The organism is Mangrovibacter phragmitis, assembly GCF_001655675.1.
GTDB lineage: Bacteria > Pseudomonadota > Gammaproteobacteria > Enterobacterales > Enterobacteriaceae > Mangrovibacter > Mangrovibacter phragmitis.
On the sequence record NZ_LYRP01000033.1, the window covers coordinates 356,117 to 373,799 of the forward strand.

17 protein-coding genes are annotated in these 17,683 nt (G+C 50.9%); 2 read left to right on the forward strand and 15 right to left on the reverse strand.

The window, feature by feature from the left end; all coding sequences use genetic code 11:
* Positions 1 to 4 precede the first annotated feature (4 nt).
* The 5 genes from mrdB to A9B99_RS17265 form a co-directional block, all read right to left on the reverse strand.
* Positions 5 to 1,117: a peptidoglycan glycosyltransferase MrdB gene (gene mrdB, locus A9B99_RS17240; RefSeq protein ID WP_064599623.1), complete on the reverse strand. Its 1,113-nt coding sequence runs from the start codon at positions 1,115 to 1,117 to the stop codon at positions 5 to 7.
* Between the two features lie 3 nt (positions 1,118 to 1,120).
* Positions 1,121 to 3,025 (reverse strand): peptidoglycan DD-transpeptidase MrdA, encoded by a 1,905-nt coding sequence (gene mrdA, locus A9B99_RS17245; protein ID WP_064599625.1) that lies wholly within the window; start codon positions 3,023 to 3,025, stop codon positions 1,121 to 1,123.
* A 24-nt stretch (positions 3,026 to 3,049) separates the two neighbouring features.
* Positions 3,050 to 3,520: a 23S rRNA (pseudouridine(1915)-N(3))-methyltransferase RlmH gene (gene rlmH / locus A9B99_RS17250; protein ID WP_064599627.1), complete on the reverse strand. Its 471-nt coding sequence runs from the start codon at positions 3,518 to 3,520 to the stop codon at positions 3,050 to 3,052.
* Between the two features lie 2 nt (positions 3,521 to 3,522).
* Positions 3,523 to 3,840, reverse strand: a complete 318-nt coding sequence (gene rsfS / locus A9B99_RS17255; RefSeq protein WP_064599629.1) for a ribosome silencing factor — start codon at positions 3,838 to 3,840, stop codon at positions 3,523 to 3,525.
* Between the two features lie 252 nt (positions 3,841 to 4,092).
* Positions 4,093 to 4,698 (reverse strand): adenosylcobalamin/alpha-ribazole phosphatase, encoded by a 606-nt coding sequence (locus A9B99_RS17265; protein WP_064599633.1) that lies wholly within the window; start codon positions 4,696 to 4,698, stop codon positions 4,093 to 4,095.
* Between the two features lie 92 nt (positions 4,699 to 4,790).
* Here A9B99_RS17265 and cobD point away from each other — a divergent pair, with 92 nt between their 5' ends.
* Positions 4,791 to 5,879 (forward strand): threonine-phosphate decarboxylase CobD, encoded by a 1,089-nt coding sequence (gene cobD / locus A9B99_RS17270; RefSeq protein WP_064599635.1) that lies wholly within the window; start codon positions 4,791 to 4,793, stop codon positions 5,877 to 5,879.
* On the opposite strand, the gene nadD is transcribed toward cobD, so the two are convergent.
* From nadD to leuS, 4 genes are read right to left on the reverse strand one after another with little or no spacing between them, the layout of a single operon-like run.
* Entirely contained in the window at positions 5,865 to 6,521 is a 657-nt protein-coding gene (gene nadD / locus A9B99_RS17275) for a nicotinate-nucleotide adenylyltransferase (RefSeq protein WP_064599636.1), read from the reverse strand. The two genes, cobD and nadD, sit on opposite strands and share 15 nt — an antisense overlap.
* The gene (holA, locus tag A9B99_RS17280) at positions 6,514 to 7,545 is read right to left on the reverse strand and encodes a DNA polymerase III subunit delta (RefSeq protein WP_064599638.1); all 1,032 of its coding nucleotides are present in this window, start codon (positions 7,543 to 7,545) and stop codon (positions 6,514 to 6,516) included. The genes nadD and holA overlap by 8 nt, the downstream gene beginning before the upstream one ends.
* A complete protein-coding gene (gene lptE, locus A9B99_RS17285; RefSeq protein ID WP_064599640.1) occupies positions 7,545 to 8,141 on the reverse strand; it encodes an LPS assembly lipoprotein LptE in 597 nt (198 codons plus the stop codon). The genes holA and lptE overlap by 1 nt, the downstream gene beginning before the upstream one ends.
* A 14-nt stretch (positions 8,142 to 8,155) precedes the next feature.
* Positions 8,156 to 10,738 carry a leucine--tRNA ligase gene (gene leuS / locus A9B99_RS17290; protein WP_064599641.1) on the reverse strand — a complete coding sequence of 861 codons (2,583 nt, stop codon included), beginning with the start codon at positions 10,736 to 10,738 and terminating at the stop codon, positions 8,156 to 8,158.
* A 234-nt stretch (positions 10,739 to 10,972) separates the two neighbouring features.
* Between leuS and A9B99_RS17295 the strand changes: the two genes are divergently transcribed.
* Positions 10,973 to 11,455 (forward strand): zinc ribbon-containing protein, encoded by a 483-nt coding sequence (locus tag A9B99_RS17295; protein ID WP_064599643.1) that lies wholly within the window; start codon positions 10,973 to 10,975, stop codon positions 11,453 to 11,455.
* A gap of 192 nt (positions 11,456 to 11,647) precedes the next feature.
* Here the strand turns inward: A9B99_RS17295 and A9B99_RS17300 are convergent, their stop codons facing one another.
* The 6 genes from A9B99_RS17300 to corC form a co-directional block, all read right to left on the reverse strand.
* On the reverse strand, positions 11,648 to 12,373 hold the full coding sequence (locus A9B99_RS17300) for an amino acid ABC transporter ATP-binding protein (protein WP_064599646.1): 726 nt from the start codon (positions 12,371 to 12,373) through the stop codon (positions 11,648 to 11,650).
* Complete coding sequence (gene gltK / locus A9B99_RS17305) at positions 12,373 to 13,047, reverse strand: glutamate/aspartate ABC transporter permease GltK (RefSeq protein ID WP_064599647.1); 675 nt, start codon at positions 13,045 to 13,047, stop codon at positions 12,373 to 12,375. The genes A9B99_RS17300 and gltK overlap by 1 nt, the downstream gene beginning before the upstream one ends.
* Positions 13,047 to 13,787, reverse strand: coding sequence for an amino acid ABC transporter permease (locus tag A9B99_RS17310; RefSeq protein WP_064599648.1), 741 nt, complete (start codon positions 13,785 to 13,787; stop codon positions 13,047 to 13,049). The genes gltK and A9B99_RS17310 overlap by 1 nt, the downstream gene beginning before the upstream one ends.
* Before the next feature lie 159 nt (positions 13,788 to 13,946).
* Complete coding sequence (locus A9B99_RS17315) at positions 13,947 to 14,846, reverse strand: glutamate/aspartate ABC transporter substrate-binding protein (protein WP_064599649.1); 900 nt, start codon at positions 14,844 to 14,846, stop codon at positions 13,947 to 13,949.
* Between the two features lie 387 nt (positions 14,847 to 15,233).
* Positions 15,234 to 16,769 carry an apolipoprotein N-acyltransferase gene (gene lnt, locus A9B99_RS17320; RefSeq protein WP_064599650.1) on the reverse strand — a complete coding sequence of 512 codons (1,536 nt, stop codon included), beginning with the start codon at positions 16,767 to 16,769 and terminating at the stop codon, positions 15,234 to 15,236.
* Between the two features lie 3 nt (positions 16,770 to 16,772).
* On the reverse strand, positions 16,773 to 17,651 hold the full coding sequence (gene corC, locus A9B99_RS17325; RefSeq protein WP_064599652.1) for a CNNM family magnesium/cobalt transport protein CorC: 879 nt from the start codon (positions 17,649 to 17,651) through the stop codon (positions 16,773 to 16,775).
* Positions 17,652 to 17,683 lie beyond the last annotated feature (32 nt).

Here is a 17,683-nt window from a genome sequence, read left to right on the forward strand (position 1 = left end):
CCTCTTATACGTTTTTCGATAACAGTTTTCGATGGGTGTGTATCGACATAACAATACCAAACCCCGCCATGAGTACGATAAGCGCGGAACCACCATAACTTACCAGCGGCAGGGGAACGCCCACCACCGGTAGAATTCCACTAACCATACCAATATTAACAAAGACATAAACAAACAGAATCAACATCAGGCCACCGGCCATCACCCGGCCAAAGGTGGTCTGTGCATGTGCCGCAATCCACAGCCCACGCATAATCAGTAATAAATACAGTGTTAACAGGGCCAGCACGCCAACCAGCCCCAGTTCTTCAGCCAGTACAGCAAAAATAAAGTCAGTATGACGTTCTGGTAAAAACTCCAGTTGGGATTGCGTACCATGCAACCAGCCTTTACCGCGCAACCCACCGGAACCAATCGCAATTTTAGACTGAATAATGTGATAGCCCGCACCCAGTGGATCACTCTCCGGGTTAAGCAGCATCATGACGCGGGCGCGTTGGTAATCATGCATCAGGAAAAACCATAAAACGGGAATAAAGGCCGCCACCAGTATTACGGCTATACCAATTAAGCGCCAGCTCATCCCGGAAAGGAACAACACGAAGATACCGGATGCGGCAATCAGGATGGATGTTCCCAGGTCTGGCTGAGCCGCAACCAGCAGGGTTGGCATAAAGATCAGCGCTAATGCGATTGCCGTGTTTTTTAGTGTGGGTGGGCAGACATCGCGGTTAATAAAACGGGCCACCATCAGGGGAACCGCAATTTTAGCAATCTCTGACGGTTGAAAGCGCACTATGCCAAGATCCAGCCAGCGTTGAGCCCCTTTGGATATTGCCCCAAAGGCATCAACGGCAACCAGTAACACGATACAAAGGATGTACAACCAGGGAGCCCAGCCTTCATAGACCCGTGGGGGGACCTGAGCCAGCACAATCATGATGACCAGCCCCATACAAATTTGGGCGATTTTGCGTTCCATCATGCCCGGGTCTTGCCCACTGGCACTCCAGACAACCAGCGCGCTGTATAATAGCAATGCCAGAATGGTGACGACCAGCATGGGATCGAGGTGTATCTTATCCCAGAGGGACTTTTTATTCGGATTGTCAGTCATGGGCTATTGATCCTCTCCGGCGACGTGTTGGGCAGGGGAGTCAGTTGGTAATGCGGTGTTGTTATCGCCAAGCATAATATGATCGAGAATTTGCCGAACGACGGTCCCCACTGCCGGGCCTGCCCCGCCATTTTCCAGAATAATAGAAACAGCGACCTGCGGATTATCATAAGGTGCAAACGCGGTCATGAGTTTATGGTCACGCAGGCGCTCAGAAATTTTGTGGGCGTTATAGGTTTCATTGGCTTTCAGGCCAAACACCTGTGCTGTCCCGGATTTTGCGGCAATTTTATATGGCGCACCGGCGAAATAACGGTGTGCTGTGCCGTTAGGGCGGTTTGCCACACCATACATCCCGTCTTTGGCGATTTCCCAGAAGCCTGAATGGATGTCACCAATGTGACCGTCTTCCTTTTGAACCCAGGGCACTCTCTTACCATCCACGACTGTATCCATCAATAAATGTGGTGTTTTAATGACGCCATTGTTAATTAGTGTCATCAGCGCTTTGTTCATCTGAATGGGTGTGGCTGTCCAGTAGCCCTGACCAATCCCAACAGGGATGGTATCCCCCTGGTACCAGGGCTTTTTGAAGCGTTTGAGTTTCCATTCGCGGGTTGGCATGTTGCCTGAACGTTCTTCCGCCAGGTCGATACCAGTCAGATGACCATAGCCAAATTTGCCCATCCATTCAGACAGGCGGTCTATTCCCATATCGTAGGCAACCTGGTAGAAGAAGGTATCTGCTGATTCTTCAAGCGCCTTAGTAACATTCAGATGCCCGTGCCCCCATTTTTTCCAGTCACGGTAACGCTTCTCAGAACCAGGAAGTTGCCACCAGCCAGGGTCAAACAGGCTGGTGCTGCGGGTAATCACCCCGGCAGTCAGGGCTGATACCGCAACATAAGGTTTCACTGTGGATGCCGGCGGGTAGGCACCTTGTGTCGCGCGGTTGACCAGTGGTGTGTCCGGGTCATGCAGCAGGCCTGAATAGTCTTTAGAGGAAATGCCATCGACAAACAGGTTCGGGTTATAGCTGGGCATGGAGACGAGAGCGAGAATCGCACCTGTACGCGGGTCTGTGACAATGGTTGCAGCCCGGCTGCCAGCCAGCAGTGTTTCAATGTAGCTTTGTAACTGGAAGTCGAGTGTCAGGTAAATATCGTGCCCGGCCTGAGGTGGCACTTCTTTTAACTGGCGAATGACGCGCCCACGGTTATTGACTTCCACTTCTTCATAGCCTGTCTGGCCATGGAGCAGGTCTTCGTAATAACGCTCAATACCCAATTTGCCTATATCATGGGTTGCGGCATAGTTAGCTAATTTCCCGTCTTTATCCAGGCGTTCAACATCACGGTCGTTGATTTTAGAAACATAACCGATGACATGAGTCAGGGCCGAACCATAAGGATAATAGCGGCGTTTGTAGCCTTTGACTTCTACCCCCGGGAAACGGTACTGGTTGACGGCAAAGCGAGCCACCTGTTCTTCGTTCAGGTTAACTTTGACGGGAATAGAGGTGAAACGGTGTGAACGGGAGCGTTCTTTTTTGAAATTGGCAATATCTTCGTCTGTCAGGTTAACCACCGGGCGTAACGCATCCAGTGTGCCCTGCACGCTGTCCACTTTTTCTGGCATCATTTCTAATTGGTAAATGGTACGGTTAAGCGCCAGTGGTGTACCGTTCCTGTCGTAGATGATGCCCCGGGTTGGTGCGATGGGAACCAGCTTGATACGGTTTTCGTTCGAGCGGGTTTGGTAGTCATCATGCCGGACGATTTGCAGATTATAAAGATTGGCTATCAGTACCCCAGTCAGCGCCAGAATACCAACAAAGGCAACTACTGCCCTGCGCACAAAAAGCGCGGACTCAGCCGTATAATCGCGAAAAGAATCCTGTAATTTCATCCGCTGCTTAATCTACCTGGTGCATTACTCACGATGATAGGGATGATTCGTGGTGATACTCCACGCCCTGTATAAACTTTCCGCAACCAACACACGTACCAGTGGGTGTGGCAGTGTCAGTGTGGAAAGGGACCAACTTTGCTCGGCTGCCGCTTTACACGCGGGAGAAAGCCCCTCGGGGCCACCAATCAGTAAGCTGACATCCCTGCCATCCTGCTTCCAGCGTTCCAGTTGTTCAGCCAGTTGCGGCGTATCCCAGGGTTTGCCTGGAATATCCAGAGTGACGATTCGGTTACCTTTCCCGGCAACGGCCAGCATGGCTTCGCCTTCTTTGTCGAGAATGCGCTTTATATCCGCATTCTTCCCTCGTTTGCCAGCCGGAACTTCAACCAGCTCAAAAGGCATATCTTTAGGGAAACGACGCAGATATTCACTGAAACCAGTCTGCACCCAGTCGGGCATTTTGGTTCCAACGGCAACTAACTGAAGCTTCACACTTAACTCCAGAGTTTTTCCAGTTCATACAGGTGACGGCTTTCTTCCTGCATAACGTGCACAATCACATCGCCCAGGTCAACGACTACCCAGTCAGCATCGTTCTCACCTTCCACACCCAATGGCTGCAGCCCGGCCTGACGTGAAGCCTCAACAACATGATCGGCAATGGAGACGACATGGCGGCTGGAGGTGCCGGTGCAAATAATCATGCAGTCAGTGATACTGGATTTGCCTTTGACATCAATGGCAATAATGTCCTGACCTTTCAGATCATCAATTTTGTCGACAATAAAGTCCTGGAGTGCTTTACCCTGCAAGTGTTCCCCCTGGTGGATTAACAATGTGTGATGGTGCCTGCATGATACCATACCGATGCCCACAGCCCGGCTGGCCAGCCAGCGGCACTGCGCCAGGCGAGCTATCTTCCCACTGGCCGGTCTGGAATGCATCGCCATTTTTGTAAAACAATTTAGAAACAGCGGCGCAGGCAATTCTGGCAGCGGAGAATAACAGGCTGACAAGGGGTGTCAATGCCCGAATGGCCCGGTAACCGTGGTGCGGCGGGTTGGTTAATCATTATGTGTACTGTTTCCATGGTTATTGAGATAACGCAGAGTTGCATAATCGCCTTTCAGGTCGATACGGCTCCATGTTCCCTGCTCAATAGCAAAGTGCCACATGGCTGCGGGTGGCATATTCAGCAGTTGCGCCAGTAACTGGCTTATCACGCCCTGGTGGCTGACCAGTAGCAGGTTGTCTGCCTGTAGCGACCGGGCCGCCAGGGCAAGTTTTGCGACGCGCTCCGTAAAGTGGGCAAAACTTTCCCCTTCCGGTGGGGTGACATGCTGCCAGTCAGCACACCAGGCCTGATACTGCTTATCCTGTTCAATCAGCGTACTATGGTGTTGCATTTCCCAGGCACCGAAATCCATTTCGTTCAACAGGGCACTGGTACGTGGTTGTGGGTGATGCGGTTGCAGGATCAGTTGTGTTGTGTGGCGGGCGCGTTCTCGTTCACTCATTAACACATGGTCGAAGGGCACATTGCGTAGCAGGTTGGCAACTACACAGGCCTGCCCAATACCCGTCGGCGTCAGAGGTGATTCGCTTTTACCGCAAAAAAGCTGCCGGGTATTTGCTTCAGTTTGCCCGTGCCGTACCAGCCATAAGCGCATGTTTCTCTCCTGCAATGATTGCGGTCCAGACCGCATTATCTAATAGCGCGCAAGTTTCCGCTATGATAACGCTTTTAATAAAAGGAAAAATCATGTCCCGTTTCACCAGTCAGCATGGCGGAAATCGACGCGAGGTTGCGCAATATTTGGGGGTTGATGAGGATACTCTTCTGGATTTTAGCGCCAACATTAATCCACTGGGGATGCCGTTGGGGGTGCGCCAGCGCCTGGCAGAGTCACTGGATAAACTGGAGCAGTATCCGGATGTAGCCTATCAATCACTGCACCAGGCGCTGGCGGCTTATCACGCAGTTCCGCCAGACTGGATACAGGCAGGTAATGGGGAAACCGAGCTGATTTTTGACCTGGTGAAAACCCTGGAGCCAAAACAGGCTTTAGTGGTATCTCCCGGGTTTGCTGAGTATCAACGTGCATTAGCCCAGGCTAAGTGCCAGGTGCATACCTGGTGGTTGCAGGAAAGTGCTGGCTGGCAGTTAGATGACGGTATTCTTAGTGCGTTAACCCCGGAGCTTGATTGTGTTTTTTTATGTACGCCAAATAACCCCACCGGATTGCTGCCCGACTGGCCTTTGCTGGAGCGCATCGCACACAAGTGTGGGGATAATCATATTTGGTTAATTGTTGACGAAGCCTTCCTTGATTTTGTCCCGCAACAACCTGGTTTTATTCCTGTGCTGGGGAACATGCCGTGGGTGTGGGTATTGCGTTCGATGACAAAATTTTATGCCATTCCCGGGTTGCGACTGGGTTATGCGCTAAGTAGCCACACGGCGTCGATGGCATCCCTGCGGGCAAAGCGTGCTCCCTGGAGTATTAACACCCTGGCGGCCATCGCGGGTGAACAGGTGTTACAGGAAACAGCGTATCAGCAGGAGACATGGCAGTGGGTGCGTAGAGAGAATCAGTGGTTGTATCAGGCGCTGAGTAAGGTGCCCGGCATTCAGGCATGGCAGCCGCAGGCAAACTATTTGTTTTTTCGCTGCGATGTCCCTGAGCTGGATTTACAGTGGGCGCTGTTGGAACAGGCGGGGATGTTAATTCGTTCTTGCGCTAACTACCCAGGGCTTGATGCGCGTTACTACCGTGTCGCGGTGAAGTCACATGCAGCGAACCAGTCATTGCTGGATGCGCTGCAACAGGTGATGTCAGCTTTGGTATAAATGCTCGCGGCGGATGTAGTCCAGTACGCTGTCTGGCAGTAGATCATCACACGGGCTGTTGTTGGCAAGCCGGGTACGAATTTCTGTTGCTGAAATGGCATACTCCGGTGTATCGGCAAGGAAAATTGAGCCACAAGGTGACTGGTGGAGCAGGTGTGCCTCTGTTACCAGGTTATCTTCCAGCCATTGCTGGCGGCCTGGTTCCGGGAGGGTTAATGGGTATCCGGGGCGGCGGCACACTAACAAGTGGCACAACGACAGAATTTTTTCGTGCTGGTACCACTTGTGGAGTGTTAACAGGGAATCCTGACCAATAATAAATGCCAGGGGTTGTTCCGGGCCGTATTCACGGCGAAAGGTTTCCAGCGTGGCGACAGTCCAGGAAGGCGTGTCCCGCTCCAGTTCACGGCAATCCACAGTAAACAGTGGGTTACCTGCTACCGCCAGTTGCACCATGGTTTTGCGTTGTTCACTACTGGCATCAGGTTGTGGGCGGTGTGGCGGCACATTGTTGGGCAGAACGATAACCTGCTTAAGTTGTGCCGCCTTTGCCATGGCGATGACAGACTTGATGTGCCCGTAATGTACCGGGTCGAAGGTGCCGCCATAGAGTGCTATCAGTTCAGATAAAGAATCAGCCATGAATAAAGGTATCGGGTAATGCGCCGTGGCAGAGTAACAGTGACAAAGCTGCAAGTGACGGCCAAATATCCTGGCCAAAATCTTGTTTAAGCGTCAGCTCAGTCTGGCTTAGTAACTTCACAGCCTGAAACAGCTGTTCAGGCTGTAGCCGGTTCAGTGCTTCAGTCAGCAGCCCCCGGCGGTTCTGCCATACACGGTTTTGGTCAAATAGTGTACGCAGTGGTGCCTGGGATGACTGGCGCTTCAGATTAACCATCAGCAACAATTCACGCTGAAGTGTTCGTACCAGAATAACCGGCTCATCACCTTCTCGCTGGAGCTGGTTCAGGATATGTAACGCGCGTTTACTCTTACCCGCCAACAACGCATCTACCCAGTGCCAGGGGGTAAAGTGCGCGGCGTCATTAACAGCCTGTTCAACACGGGGCAGCGTCAGTTTGCCATCAGGCCAGAGTAAAGCAAGCCGGTCAAGTGCCTGAGCCAGGGCCAGTAAGTTACCTTCATAACAGTAGCAGAGTAACTGACTGGCCGCGTCATCCAGGGAGAGTTTCATCTGCCTGGCGCGGGCTGCAAGCCAGCGGGGGAGCTGCGCCTGTTCGGGCGTCTGGCAGGTGACCTGGGCCGCCTGTGCACTGACTGCCGCAAACCAGGCCGCATTTTCCTGCGCTTTGGTGAGTTTATTACCACGAATTACCAGTAATAAATCTTCATGTAACAGGCTAACCAGGGTTTCCAGTTGTGCATTAATAGCGGCATTTGGGCCATTTTCCGGGAACTGCAAAACCAGAGACTGGCGGCTGGAAAACAGGCTCATAGACTGGCAACGAGTGAACAAGTCCTGCCAGTCTGTTGTGGCATCAATTTGTACACTGTAATGCTCATCGAAGCCCTGAGCTTTGGCTGCGTCCAAAATAGCCTGCTGGCTTTCCTGCAATAACAAAGGGTCATTGCCCAATAATAACCAAACAGTACGCAGCCCATCATTGAGCTGCGTACTGAGTTGTTCCGGATACAACTTAACCATTACTGTGCAGGCGCGGGAGTCAGCGTAGCCGACTGGCGGGGAGACGTTACTGCAGAAGAATGCGTTGCAGGCGTGTCATTCTCTTCACTTCTCTGCTGCGCTTTTGTCTGCACTGACATTAGTTTACGCACCAGTTGTTCGGCTGCCTTGTCGTACATTTCTTTGATGATAAGGTCCTGCTCAGCACTTTTCGCCAGTGCGGTGAGCGGGTTGTCAAAGAATGAACGATAGACTTTGGTTGAAATGGGGTAAATATCGTTCCCTGGCATCAACACGGTTGCGTTTACTGTCATTACCATCTGGTATTCCGCCGTCTGCCCATTTTCAAAGATAGACGCGGTGTCTTTATGTATTAACGCACCGCCCAGGCGCAAGGATGGGATATCCTGGCGAGCAGAAGATGCCTCTACAATCGTCACGTTATTAAGACGTAACTGGTTGCGTACTGCACGGGTCAGCGGGCCATTCGGGTCACCCGAGTTCAGAATCAATGTGTGCATACTGGTTGGCACCGCGGAATACCCCCGCAGGTGCCAGCCACACCCGGCGGTGACCAGCACCGCCATACTTAAGATGATAGTGAGCAAATATCTCACATGTCCTCCTGCGTTTAACCAACAACCAGGTTGAGCAATTTACCCGGCACGTAGATAACTTTGCGGATGGTTACGCCTTCAAGGTATTTTGCGACCAGGTGTTCCTGTGCCGCGCGAGCCTGAACCTGATCCTGGTTGGCATCTGCCGGGACGGTGATTTTGCCACGGACTTTACCATTGACCTGAACCACAACCAGACGGGTGTCTTCAACCATGGCTTGCTCGTCAGCAACCGGCCATGGCGCGTTATCGATATCACCTTCACCACCCAGCGCCTGCCACATGTTGAAGCAGATATGCGGAGTAAACGGATACAGCATGCGTACTACTGCAATCAGAGCTTCCTGCATCAGTGCACGGTCCTGCTCAGTGTCCTGTGCAGCGCGGGTCAGGCGGTTCATCAGTTCCATAATGGCCGCAATCGCGGTATTAAAGGTCTGACGACGGCCAATATCATCGGTCACTTTGGCAATGGTTTTGTGCAGTTCACGGCGCAGTACTTTCTGGTCTTCTGACAGTGCAGCTTCATCCAGAGCAGCGACTGCTCCTTTTTCTGTATGCTCAAACACCAGTTTCCAGACACGTTTCAGGAAGCGGTTAGCCCCTTCAACACCCGATTCCTGCCATTCCAGCGTCATTTCTGCCGGGGAAGCAAACATCATGAACAGGCGCACGGTGTCGGCACCATAACGCTCAACCATGACTTGCGGGTCGATACCGTTGTTTTTGGACTTGGACATTTTGCTCATGCCCGCGTAAACCAGGTCATGGCCTGCGCTGTCAGTCGCTTTAACAATACGGCCTTTTTCATCACGTTCAGTAATGGCGTCAACCGGAGATACCCAGTTACGCTCGCCATTTACACCGGTGTAGTAGAAGGCATCGGCCAGCACCATACCCTGGCACAACAACTGTTTGGCGGGTTCATCAGAGGTGACCATACCTGCATCGCGCAGCAGTTTGTGGAAGAAGCGGAAGTAGAGCAGGTGCATGATGGCGTGCTCAATTCCTCCCACATACAGGTCAACCGGCAGCCAGTAGTTCGCGGCTTTTTCGTCCAGCATGCCTTTGTCGTATTGCGCACAGGTGTAGCGAGCGTAATACCATGAAGATTCCATAAAGGTATCAAAAGTATCCGTTTCACGCAGTGCAGGCTGACCGTTTACCGTGGTTTTTGCCCACTCAGGATCGGCTTTAATCGGGCTGGTGATGCCATCCATTACCACGTCTTCTGGCAGGATAACCGGTAACTGGTCTTCAGGCGTCGGGAGCACGGTACCGTCTTCCAGTGTCACCATTGGAATTGGCGCACCCCAGTAACGCTGGCGGGAAACCCCCCAGTCGCGCAGGCGGTAGTTAACTTTACGCTCGCCAACCCCTTTTGCGGCCAGGCTGTCGGCGATGGCGTTAAATGCTGCCGGGAAGTCCAGACCATCAAACTCACCGGAGTTAAACAGCACGCCTTTTTCGGTATGTGCTGCATTGCTCAGGTCTGGTGCATTGCCTTCGGCATCCAGAATGACGGGTTTGATGGCCAGGTGATATTTGCTGGCGAATTCCCAGTCACGCTGATCATGCCCCGGGACTGCCATTACTGCGCCCGTGCCGTATTCCATCAGGACAAAGTTAGCAACCCACACCGGAACCGCTTCGCCGGTCAGCGGATGGATGGCGTTAATGCCCGTTGCGATACCTTTTTTCTCCATAGTCGCCATGTCGGCTTCGGCTACTTTGGTGTTACGGCATTCGTCAATAAAGGCGGTAATGGCTGCGTTACCTTGTGCTGCCTGTTGCGCCAGTGGGTGGCCTGCGGCAACAGCAAGGTAAGTGACCCCCATAAAGGTATCCGGACGGGTGGTGTAGACAGTCAGCTTCTGGTCGCTGTTTTCAACGTCAAAGGTAATTTCCACACCTTCTGAGCGCCCAATCCAGTTACGCTGCATGGTCTTAACGGTATCTGGCCAGTGGTCCAGCTTATCCAGGTCGTTAAGCAATTCTTCAGCGTAGTCAGTGATTTTAATAAACCACTGTGGAATTTCTTTACGCTCAACTTTGGTATCACAACGCCAGCAGCAACCATCAATAACTTGTTCGTTGGCCAGCACGGTCTGGTCGTTCGGGCACCAGTTAACCGCAGAGGTTTTTTTGTAAACCAGACCTTTTTTATACAGTTGGGTGAAGAATTGCTGTTCCCAACGGTAATATTCTGGTTTGCAGGTTGCCAGTTCACGGCTCCAGTCATAACCAAAACCCAGCATTTTCAGCTGGTTTTTCATGTATTCGATGTTGTCGTAAGTCCAGGGTGCCGGTGCTGTGTTGTTCTTTACCGCAGCACCTTCAGCGGGCAAACCAAATGCATCCCAGCCAATTGGCTGCAGGACGTTTTTACCCAGCATGCGCTGATAACGGGCAACCACATCACCAATGGTGTAGTTGCGCACATGACCCATGTGTAGTCGACCAGAAGGATAAGGAAGCATCGACAGGCAGTAATACTTCTCTTTGCTCTCGTCTTCAGTTACTTCAAATGTACGCTTCTCTTGCCAGTGAAGCTGAACGTTAGATTCTATCTCTTCCGGGCGGTATTGCTCTTGCATGGCTGCGAGTGGTCCTGTGCTATAGAAAGCTACAAATGTAGCCTGTGTGTGTTTTTTCAGATCGGCATAGCATAGCCGATTAGGGCGCGGCAAAACAGCACTTCCATGCCCGTAAGAATGATTTCCTGCCCTGTTACCTGTGAGAAATATTTGGTGCGGTTGTGGGGTGGCTAACACTGGCATGACAGAATAACGTCTATTATTAGAAGACGTTAAGTCCAGGAGGCCAGCGCCATGAGTAAAGTTGCGCAATACTACCGTGAACTTGTTTCGTCCTTGAGTGAGCGTTTACGTAATGGGGAGCGCGATATTGACGCGCTGGTGGCGAGTGCCCGGCGTCATATGAATGAGTCGGGAGCACTCACGCGTACTGAGATGGATGAACTGGTGCGTGCGGTACGCCGGGATTTGGAAGAGTTTGCGCTGAGTTATCAGGAAAGCCAGCAGGAAGTCAACGACAGTGTTTTTATGCGCGTGATTAAGGAGAGTTTGTGGCAGGAACTTGCCGATATCACTGATAAAACGCAACTGGAATGGCATGAAGTCTTTGAGGATTTAACCCGTCACGGTGTCTACCACAGTGGTGAGGTGGTGGGGCTGGGTAACCTGGTGTGCGAACATTGCCATTATCACCTGGCGGTGTATACCCCGGATATATTGCCCCGTTGCCCAAAATGTGGGCATAACCAGTTTCATCGCCAGCCATTTAATCCCTGAGGCTGATGACAAACCTCATGCCTGCACAGTGCCAGAGGATGTGACCCAATAAAAAAACAGGAAAATCAATTCATTGATTTTCGCCCGCTAACTAAAAAGAAGGAAAAACCACGCTTTTTCCTTCTTTTTCATCAATCTGAGGCTGAAAGGGTCACCTTTCAGCCTGTTATGTAATGCACGATTTTTCACAATTTAGTGAATGATTTTTGCCAGAAAGTCTTTGGCCCGGTCAGATTGAGGGTTGGCAAAGAACGCTTCTTTGGGTGAGTCCTCGACAATTTTCCCTTCATCCATAAAGATGACCCGGGTTGCCACTTTACGGGCAAAGCCCATTTCATGAGTTACCACCATCATCGTCATACCTTCTTTTGCCAGTTCAACCATAACATCCAGCACTTCGTTGATCATTTCCGGATCCAGTGCGGAGGTTGGTTCGTCAAACAGCATGGCGACAGGGTCCATACACAACGCACGGGCGATAGCCACACGTTGCTGCTGGCCACCAGATAATTGTGCCGGATACTTGTTAGCGTGAGCAGACAGGCCGACGCGTTCTAACAGTTTCAGGCCTTTTGCCCGTGCGGAAGCTTTATCACGCTTGAGCACTTTCACCTGCGCCAGTGTCAGGTTATCGATAATCGACAGGTGCGGAAATAATTCAAAGTGCTGGAATACCATACCCACATGGGAGCGTAACTGTGCCAGGTTGGTTTTTTTGTCATTCACTTTGGTGCCATTGACAATGATTTCACCTTGCTGAACAGGCTCCAGGCCATTTACGGTTTTAATCAGGGTTGATTTACCGGAACCCGATGGGCCGCACACCACCACAACTTCACCTTTTTGCACTTCAGTCGAACAATCGGTCAGTACCTGAAAGTGGCCGTACCATTTAGAAATATTTTTCAGGGAGATCATCACACAGTCCTTTTCTTCAACCAGCCGACCAACAAGGAGGCACTGAGACTTATTACAAAATAGACCGCACCGGCAAACAGCACCATTTCAACCTGGGTGCCGTCGCGTTCTCCAATCGTGGATGCAGTGCGGAAAAAATCAGACAGACTGAGCACATACACCAACGATGTGTCCTGGAACAGAACAATGCCTTGTGTCAGTAGTAAAGGCACCATAGCGCGGAATGCCTGGGGCAGAATAACTAATTGCATGGTCTGCCAGTGGGTCATTCCCAGTGCCAGTGACGCACTGGATTGCCCACGGGAAATACTCTGAATACCCGCACGGATAATTTCCGAGTAATAGGCGGCCTCAAACATGGAGAACGCGACTAATGCTGACACCAGGCGGATATCTGTTTTCGGGGATAAGCCCAATACCTGTTGCAGGAAGCCCGGTACAATCAGGTAAAACCACAGCAACACCATAACCAGCGGAATTGAGCGGAATACGTTGACATAGGCTTTGGCAAACCAGGACAGGGGTTTAAAAGAGGACAGGCGCATGACCGCCAGCAAGGTGCCCCACACAATACCGAATACAATCGCCGTGAGGGTGATTTTCAAAGTCAGAATCATGCCATCTGCTAAAAAGGGCAGGGAAGGCGGAATAGAACTCCAGTCAAATTGATACATTATTTGCTCCCCATATTACCTGGCAAACGCACTTTACGTTCAACAATGCTCATCAGCACCATAATGACGGCATTGATAAGCACATAGGCCAGCGTGATGGCGGTGAATGATTCCCACGCATGAGCAGAATAATCCAGCAGTTTGCCTGCCTGCGCCGCCATGTCCATCAGGCCTATGGTGGATGCGATAGCTGAGTTTTTAACCAGGTTCATCATTTCTGATGTCATCGGTGGAACAATAACGCGGTATGCATTGGGTAGCAGAACATAACGATAGGTTTGCGGCAGGGTCAGGCCCATTGCCAGCCCGGCGTTTTTTTGCCCACGCGGCAAAGACTGAATGGCGGCCCTGACTTGCTCGCAGACACGCGCGGCAGTAAACAGGCCCAGACACAGCATGGAAGAGACGAAAAACTGAATATTCGGATCCAACTGCGCTTTAAACCACATGCCGATGTTTTGTGGCAGCAATTCCGGTACAACCAGATACCAGGTAAAAAATTGCACAATAAGCGGCACATTACGGAATAACTCAACATAACAGGTACCAATCGCTGAAATGCCACGATGCGGTACGGTACGTAAAATCCCGAAGAACGAACCGACGAGAAAAGCGATTATCCAGGCGCAAACTGATAATGCGATAGTGACCTGAAAACCGCTCCATAACCAGCCCAGATAGGTGGTGTTCCCGAAAGGGGCAGGCTGAAAAAAGATTCCCCAGTCCCAGTTTATAGACATATTTCAACTCCGAAAAAAATGAGGGTAGCATCGCTACCCCCCAAGATTGATGAGAGACCTCTTTTCGCGCCCGATGGGGAACGACCATCCGGCGTATAGTCTGTCCTGGTCCCTGTGGTCAATCGTTAGGGCAGGTTTTCCCGCCCCTCTGTGTTGTAATTAGTTTAATGCTTTATCATTTGGGTTTTTGAACAACGCTTTCATGTCATCAGACAGTTCGAAGTTCATGTTGAGGTTTTTCGGCGGAATCGGGTTACGGAACCATTTCTCAAACCATTTTTCTGCTTCACCGGAGGTTTCAGCTTTGGCGATGGTGTCATCCATCAGCTTTTTAAACTCAGGATCGTTTTTGCGCAGCATACAGCCATAAGCTTCCTTGGATTGCGGAGTCCCTACAATCACCCAGTCGCCTGGTTTTTTAGCTTTGGCGCGTTCACCTGCCAGTAACGCATCATCCATCATAAAAGCAACGGCACGGCCACTTTCCAGGGTGCGGAAAGAGTCGCCATGGTCTTTCGCGCTGATGATGCGCATACCAAGGTGTTTCTCGTCGTTCAGTTTATGCAACAGTACTTCAGAGGTTGTACCGGAAGTGACAACGACATTTTTCCCTTTCAGATCTTCAAAATCTTTGATTGGGCTGCCTTTTTTAACCAGCAAGCGTGTGCCGATAACAAAAATAGTATCAGAGAATGCTACCTGTTTCTGGCGTTCGAGGTTGTTTGTGGTGGAGCCACATTCAAAATCGAAGGTACCATTTTGCAGCAATGGAATACGGTTTTGAGAAGTGATAGGAATCAGCTTCACAGTCAGGTTTGGCATGTTGAGTTTAGTTTTGATGGCATCAACAATGGCGTTAGAAAAATCCTGTGAGTAACCCACCACTTGCTGTTCGTTGTTGTAGTAGGAGAATGGTACGGAAGATTCACGATGACCAACCACAACCACACCGCTACTTTTAATTTTGTCCAGTGTGGACTGGGGTGCATCTGCTGCATGAGCCACACCAACGCAAATACCCGCGGCTAACAGTGCTGTGGCCAGTTTTGCTAATTGCATATCCAACTCCTTTATTGCAGCCCGTAGTGTAATCACCCGGGCTATTGTCGTGAGTTTGTAGTTGTGTTGTTAAAATTAGTATGTAGATACACTCAATTTATTAACATTCAATCCAGGCGAATGTAAACAAATTGCGTAATGCGGATGTATTTTTTGCGATACACCACGCACCAAATAGAGGCAAAAAGAAACCATTGCACCTTTGTGGTGCTGGTTGGGAACCCTGATGGTGCAACCTGGTATTAATGTTTACTGTTATAGCAGCAAACAGTTGTTACCTCTGGAAATATCTAAGCAAAGGTCGTGCCAGAAAGGAAAATAAAGGTTACAGCAGCATAACAAGCGGATAAAAAAACGGCGCAGAACGGAGCCTGCGCCGGGAAGGGATCAGCGTTTACGGCGGCCCAGGCCCCAGACCACTACGGCGAAACCCGCCAGCAATGAAAGCAGCCAGACCCCCCAGTTGCCGAAACGAGCGTAAGGTGTCAGACCGCGGGTTGGTGTGACAGTGGCATCCAGAACCTGGCGGGTAAATTGCGGGATAATTGCCTGCACATCGCCGTCAGGTTTGACAACAGCTGTCACGCCATTATTGGTGCTTCTCAGAAGTGGGCGAGCCAGTTCCAGCGCCCGCATACGGGCCATCTGGAAATGCTGCCACGGACCAATTGAATGACCAAACCAGGCATCATTTGAGACGGTCAGCAGAAAATCCGTATCAGGGCGGAAGTTGTCACGCACCTGTTCGCCAAGAATGATTTCATAGCAAATAGCGGTGGTAAGCTTGTAACCATTCGCTTCCAGTGGCTTTTGTTTATAAGGCCCGCGGCTGAATGACGACATGGGCAAATCAAAAAACGGTGCCAGTGGGCGTAAAATGGATTCCAGCGGGACAAACTCCCCAAAGGGAACTAAATGGTTCTTGTTATACCTGTCGGGGGAAAAATAGTTATAGGGGTTGCCTTCCCCAAGCGTAATCACCGTATTGTAGGTATCGTAACGGTTTTGTTTATTCAGGCGTGCATCCACAATACCGGTAACCAGCGCGGTATTATGCGCCTGATAAGTATCATCCAGTTGGTGCAAAAAACGTTGCTGGTTAACTTCAAGATCACTGATTGCCGATTCCGGCCAGATAACCAGGCGCGCTTTCCCCACCCAGGGCGAACTGAGGTCGACATAGGTTTGCAGGCTGTGCAGCAACTGGCTTTCATCCCACTTCATTGACTGGGGAATATTGCCCTGAACCAGTGCGACATTAACCGCCCGCTCAGGTTGTGCCTGATACCAGATGATGTAGCGCAGGGGCCATGGCAGCACTAATAACACACATGCTGCAACCAATGAACGCCAGCTTTTTTGCGCAATCGCGAAGGCCAGAAAACCGGTGAGCATCATCAGTAAAAAGGTAATGCCTTCCACGCCAAAAACCGGGGCAAGGCCTTTTAGCGGGCCGTCTATCTGGCTGTAGCCAAATTGCAGCCACGGGAAACCAGTCAACACCCAACCGCGCAGAAACTCGGTGACTTGCCAGAGCGCCGGGCTCGCCAGAGCCAGCCGCCATAATGTGGTTGACGGAAGCAGGCGGTTGAGCAGGCCGCTGAACAGAGCAGGGAACAGGGATAACCAGGCTGCCAGCAAGATAACCAGGAAGATGTTGACCGGGCCTGGCATGCCACCAAATTGAGCGATGCTGACATAAACCCAGTTGACCCCGGTTCCAAACAGGCCAAAACCCCAGACAAAACCAATCGCAGCACTTTGCCATGAGCGGCGGTTCAGTGTGAGTAAATGAAGACCTGTAAGCGAAATAATCGCTGCTGGCCAGAAATTATAAGGAGAAAAGGCCAGCGTACCGCAGGCCCCGAAAAGTAACGCCAGCAGCAGTCGTTGCCACTGGCGAGACAAAAAGGCGAGTGCCATCAATTATTCTTCCACTGTAGGCGCCGGAGAGTCATCCGGGATACGGACATGAACCTGAATAATACGGCGGCTGTCAGCCATGGCAACTTTGAACTGGTAACCGTCAATGTCAATAGTCTCGCCACGGGCTGGCAGGTGACCAAACGCCTGCATCACCAGACCGCCAATTGTATCCACTTCTTCGTCACTGTACTGCGTGCTGAAGGTGTCGTTAAAATCTTCAATCGAAGCCAGGGCGCGCACCGTCCAGGTGTGACGGCTTAACTGGCGAAAATCGATATCTTCTTCTTCGTCGTATTCGTCTTCAATTTCACCGACAATCAGCTCAAGGATATCTTCAATAGTAACAAGACCGGAAACACCGCCAAATTCATCAATAACGATAGCCATGTGGTAACGCTGAGAACGAAACTCTTTGAGCATACGGTCTACACGTTTACTCTCAGGTACCACCACCGCAGGCCGTAACACTTTATCCATGCTAAATGGCTCAGCATCGCTGCGCATAAAAGGCAGCAAGTCTTTCGCCATCAAAATCCCTTCAATGTGATCTTTATCTTCACTGATCACCGGAAAACGAGAGTGCGCGGATTCAATAATGACATCCAGACATTCATCAAGAGGTTGATTTCGTTTGAGGGTGACCATTTGTGAGCGGGGAATCATAATGTCGCGAACTCGCTGGTCAGCGATGTCCATTACCCCTTCGAGCATATCGCGCGTATCCTGGTCGATAAGCTCATTTTGTTCAGAATCACGAATTAGCGCGAGCAGCTCATCCCGGTTTTTGGGCTCGCCATGAAAAAGCTGGCTGAGGATCAGGGAAAAGAACCCCTTTTTACTGTGAGGTGTGTCGCTACTGTGTGAATTATCGTCGCTCATGGCGGTGATTTTGGGTTCCTGTATCAGTTGAA

Coding starts and splice junctions, on each gene's coding strand:
- mrdB (WP_064599623.1), bottom strand. CDS start 1,117: ATGACTGACAATCCGAATAAAAAGTCCCTCTGGGATAAGATACACCTC.
- mrdA (WP_064599625.1), bottom strand. CDS start 3,025: ATGAAATTACAGGATTCTTTTCGCGATTATACGGCTGAGTCCGCGCTT.
- A9B99_RS17265 (WP_064599633.1), bottom strand. CDS start 4,698: ATGCGCTTATGGCTGGTACGGCACGGGCAAACTGAAGCAAATACCCGG.
- cobD (WP_064599635.1), top strand. CDS start 4,791: ATGTCCCGTTTCACCAGTCAGCATGGCGGAAATCGACGCGAGGTTGCG.
- nadD (WP_064599636.1), bottom strand. CDS start 6,521: ATGGCTGATTCTTTATCTGAACTGATAGCACTCTATGGCGGCACCTTC.
- holA (WP_064599638.1), bottom strand. CDS start 7,545: ATGGTTAAGTTGTATCCGGAACAACTCAGTACGCAGCTCAATGATGGG.
- leuS (WP_064599641.1), bottom strand. CDS start 10,738: ATGCAAGAGCAATACCGCCCGGAAGAGATAGAATCTAACGTTCAGCTT.
- A9B99_RS17295 (WP_064599643.1), top strand. CDS start 10,973: ATGAGTAAAGTTGCGCAATACTACCGTGAACTTGTTTCGTCCTTGAGT.
- A9B99_RS17300 (WP_064599646.1), bottom strand. CDS start 12,373: ATGATCTCCCTGAAAAATATTTCTAAATGGTACGGCCACTTTCAGGTA.
- gltK (WP_064599647.1), bottom strand. CDS start 13,047: ATGTATCAATTTGACTGGAGTTCTATTCCGCCTTCCCTGCCCTTTTTA.
- A9B99_RS17310 (WP_064599648.1), bottom strand. CDS start 13,787: ATGTCTATAAACTGGGACTGGGGAATCTTTTTTCAGCCTGCCCCTTTC.
- A9B99_RS17315 (WP_064599649.1), bottom strand. CDS start 14,846: ATGCAATTAGCAAAACTGGCCACAGCACTGTTAGCCGCGGGTATTTGC.
- lnt (WP_064599650.1), bottom strand. CDS start 16,769: ATGGCACTCGCCTTTTTGTCTCGCCAGTGGCAACGACTGCTGCTGGCG.
- corC (WP_064599652.1), bottom strand. CDS start 17,651: ATGAGCGACGATAATTCACACAGTAGCGACACACCTCACAGTAAAAAG.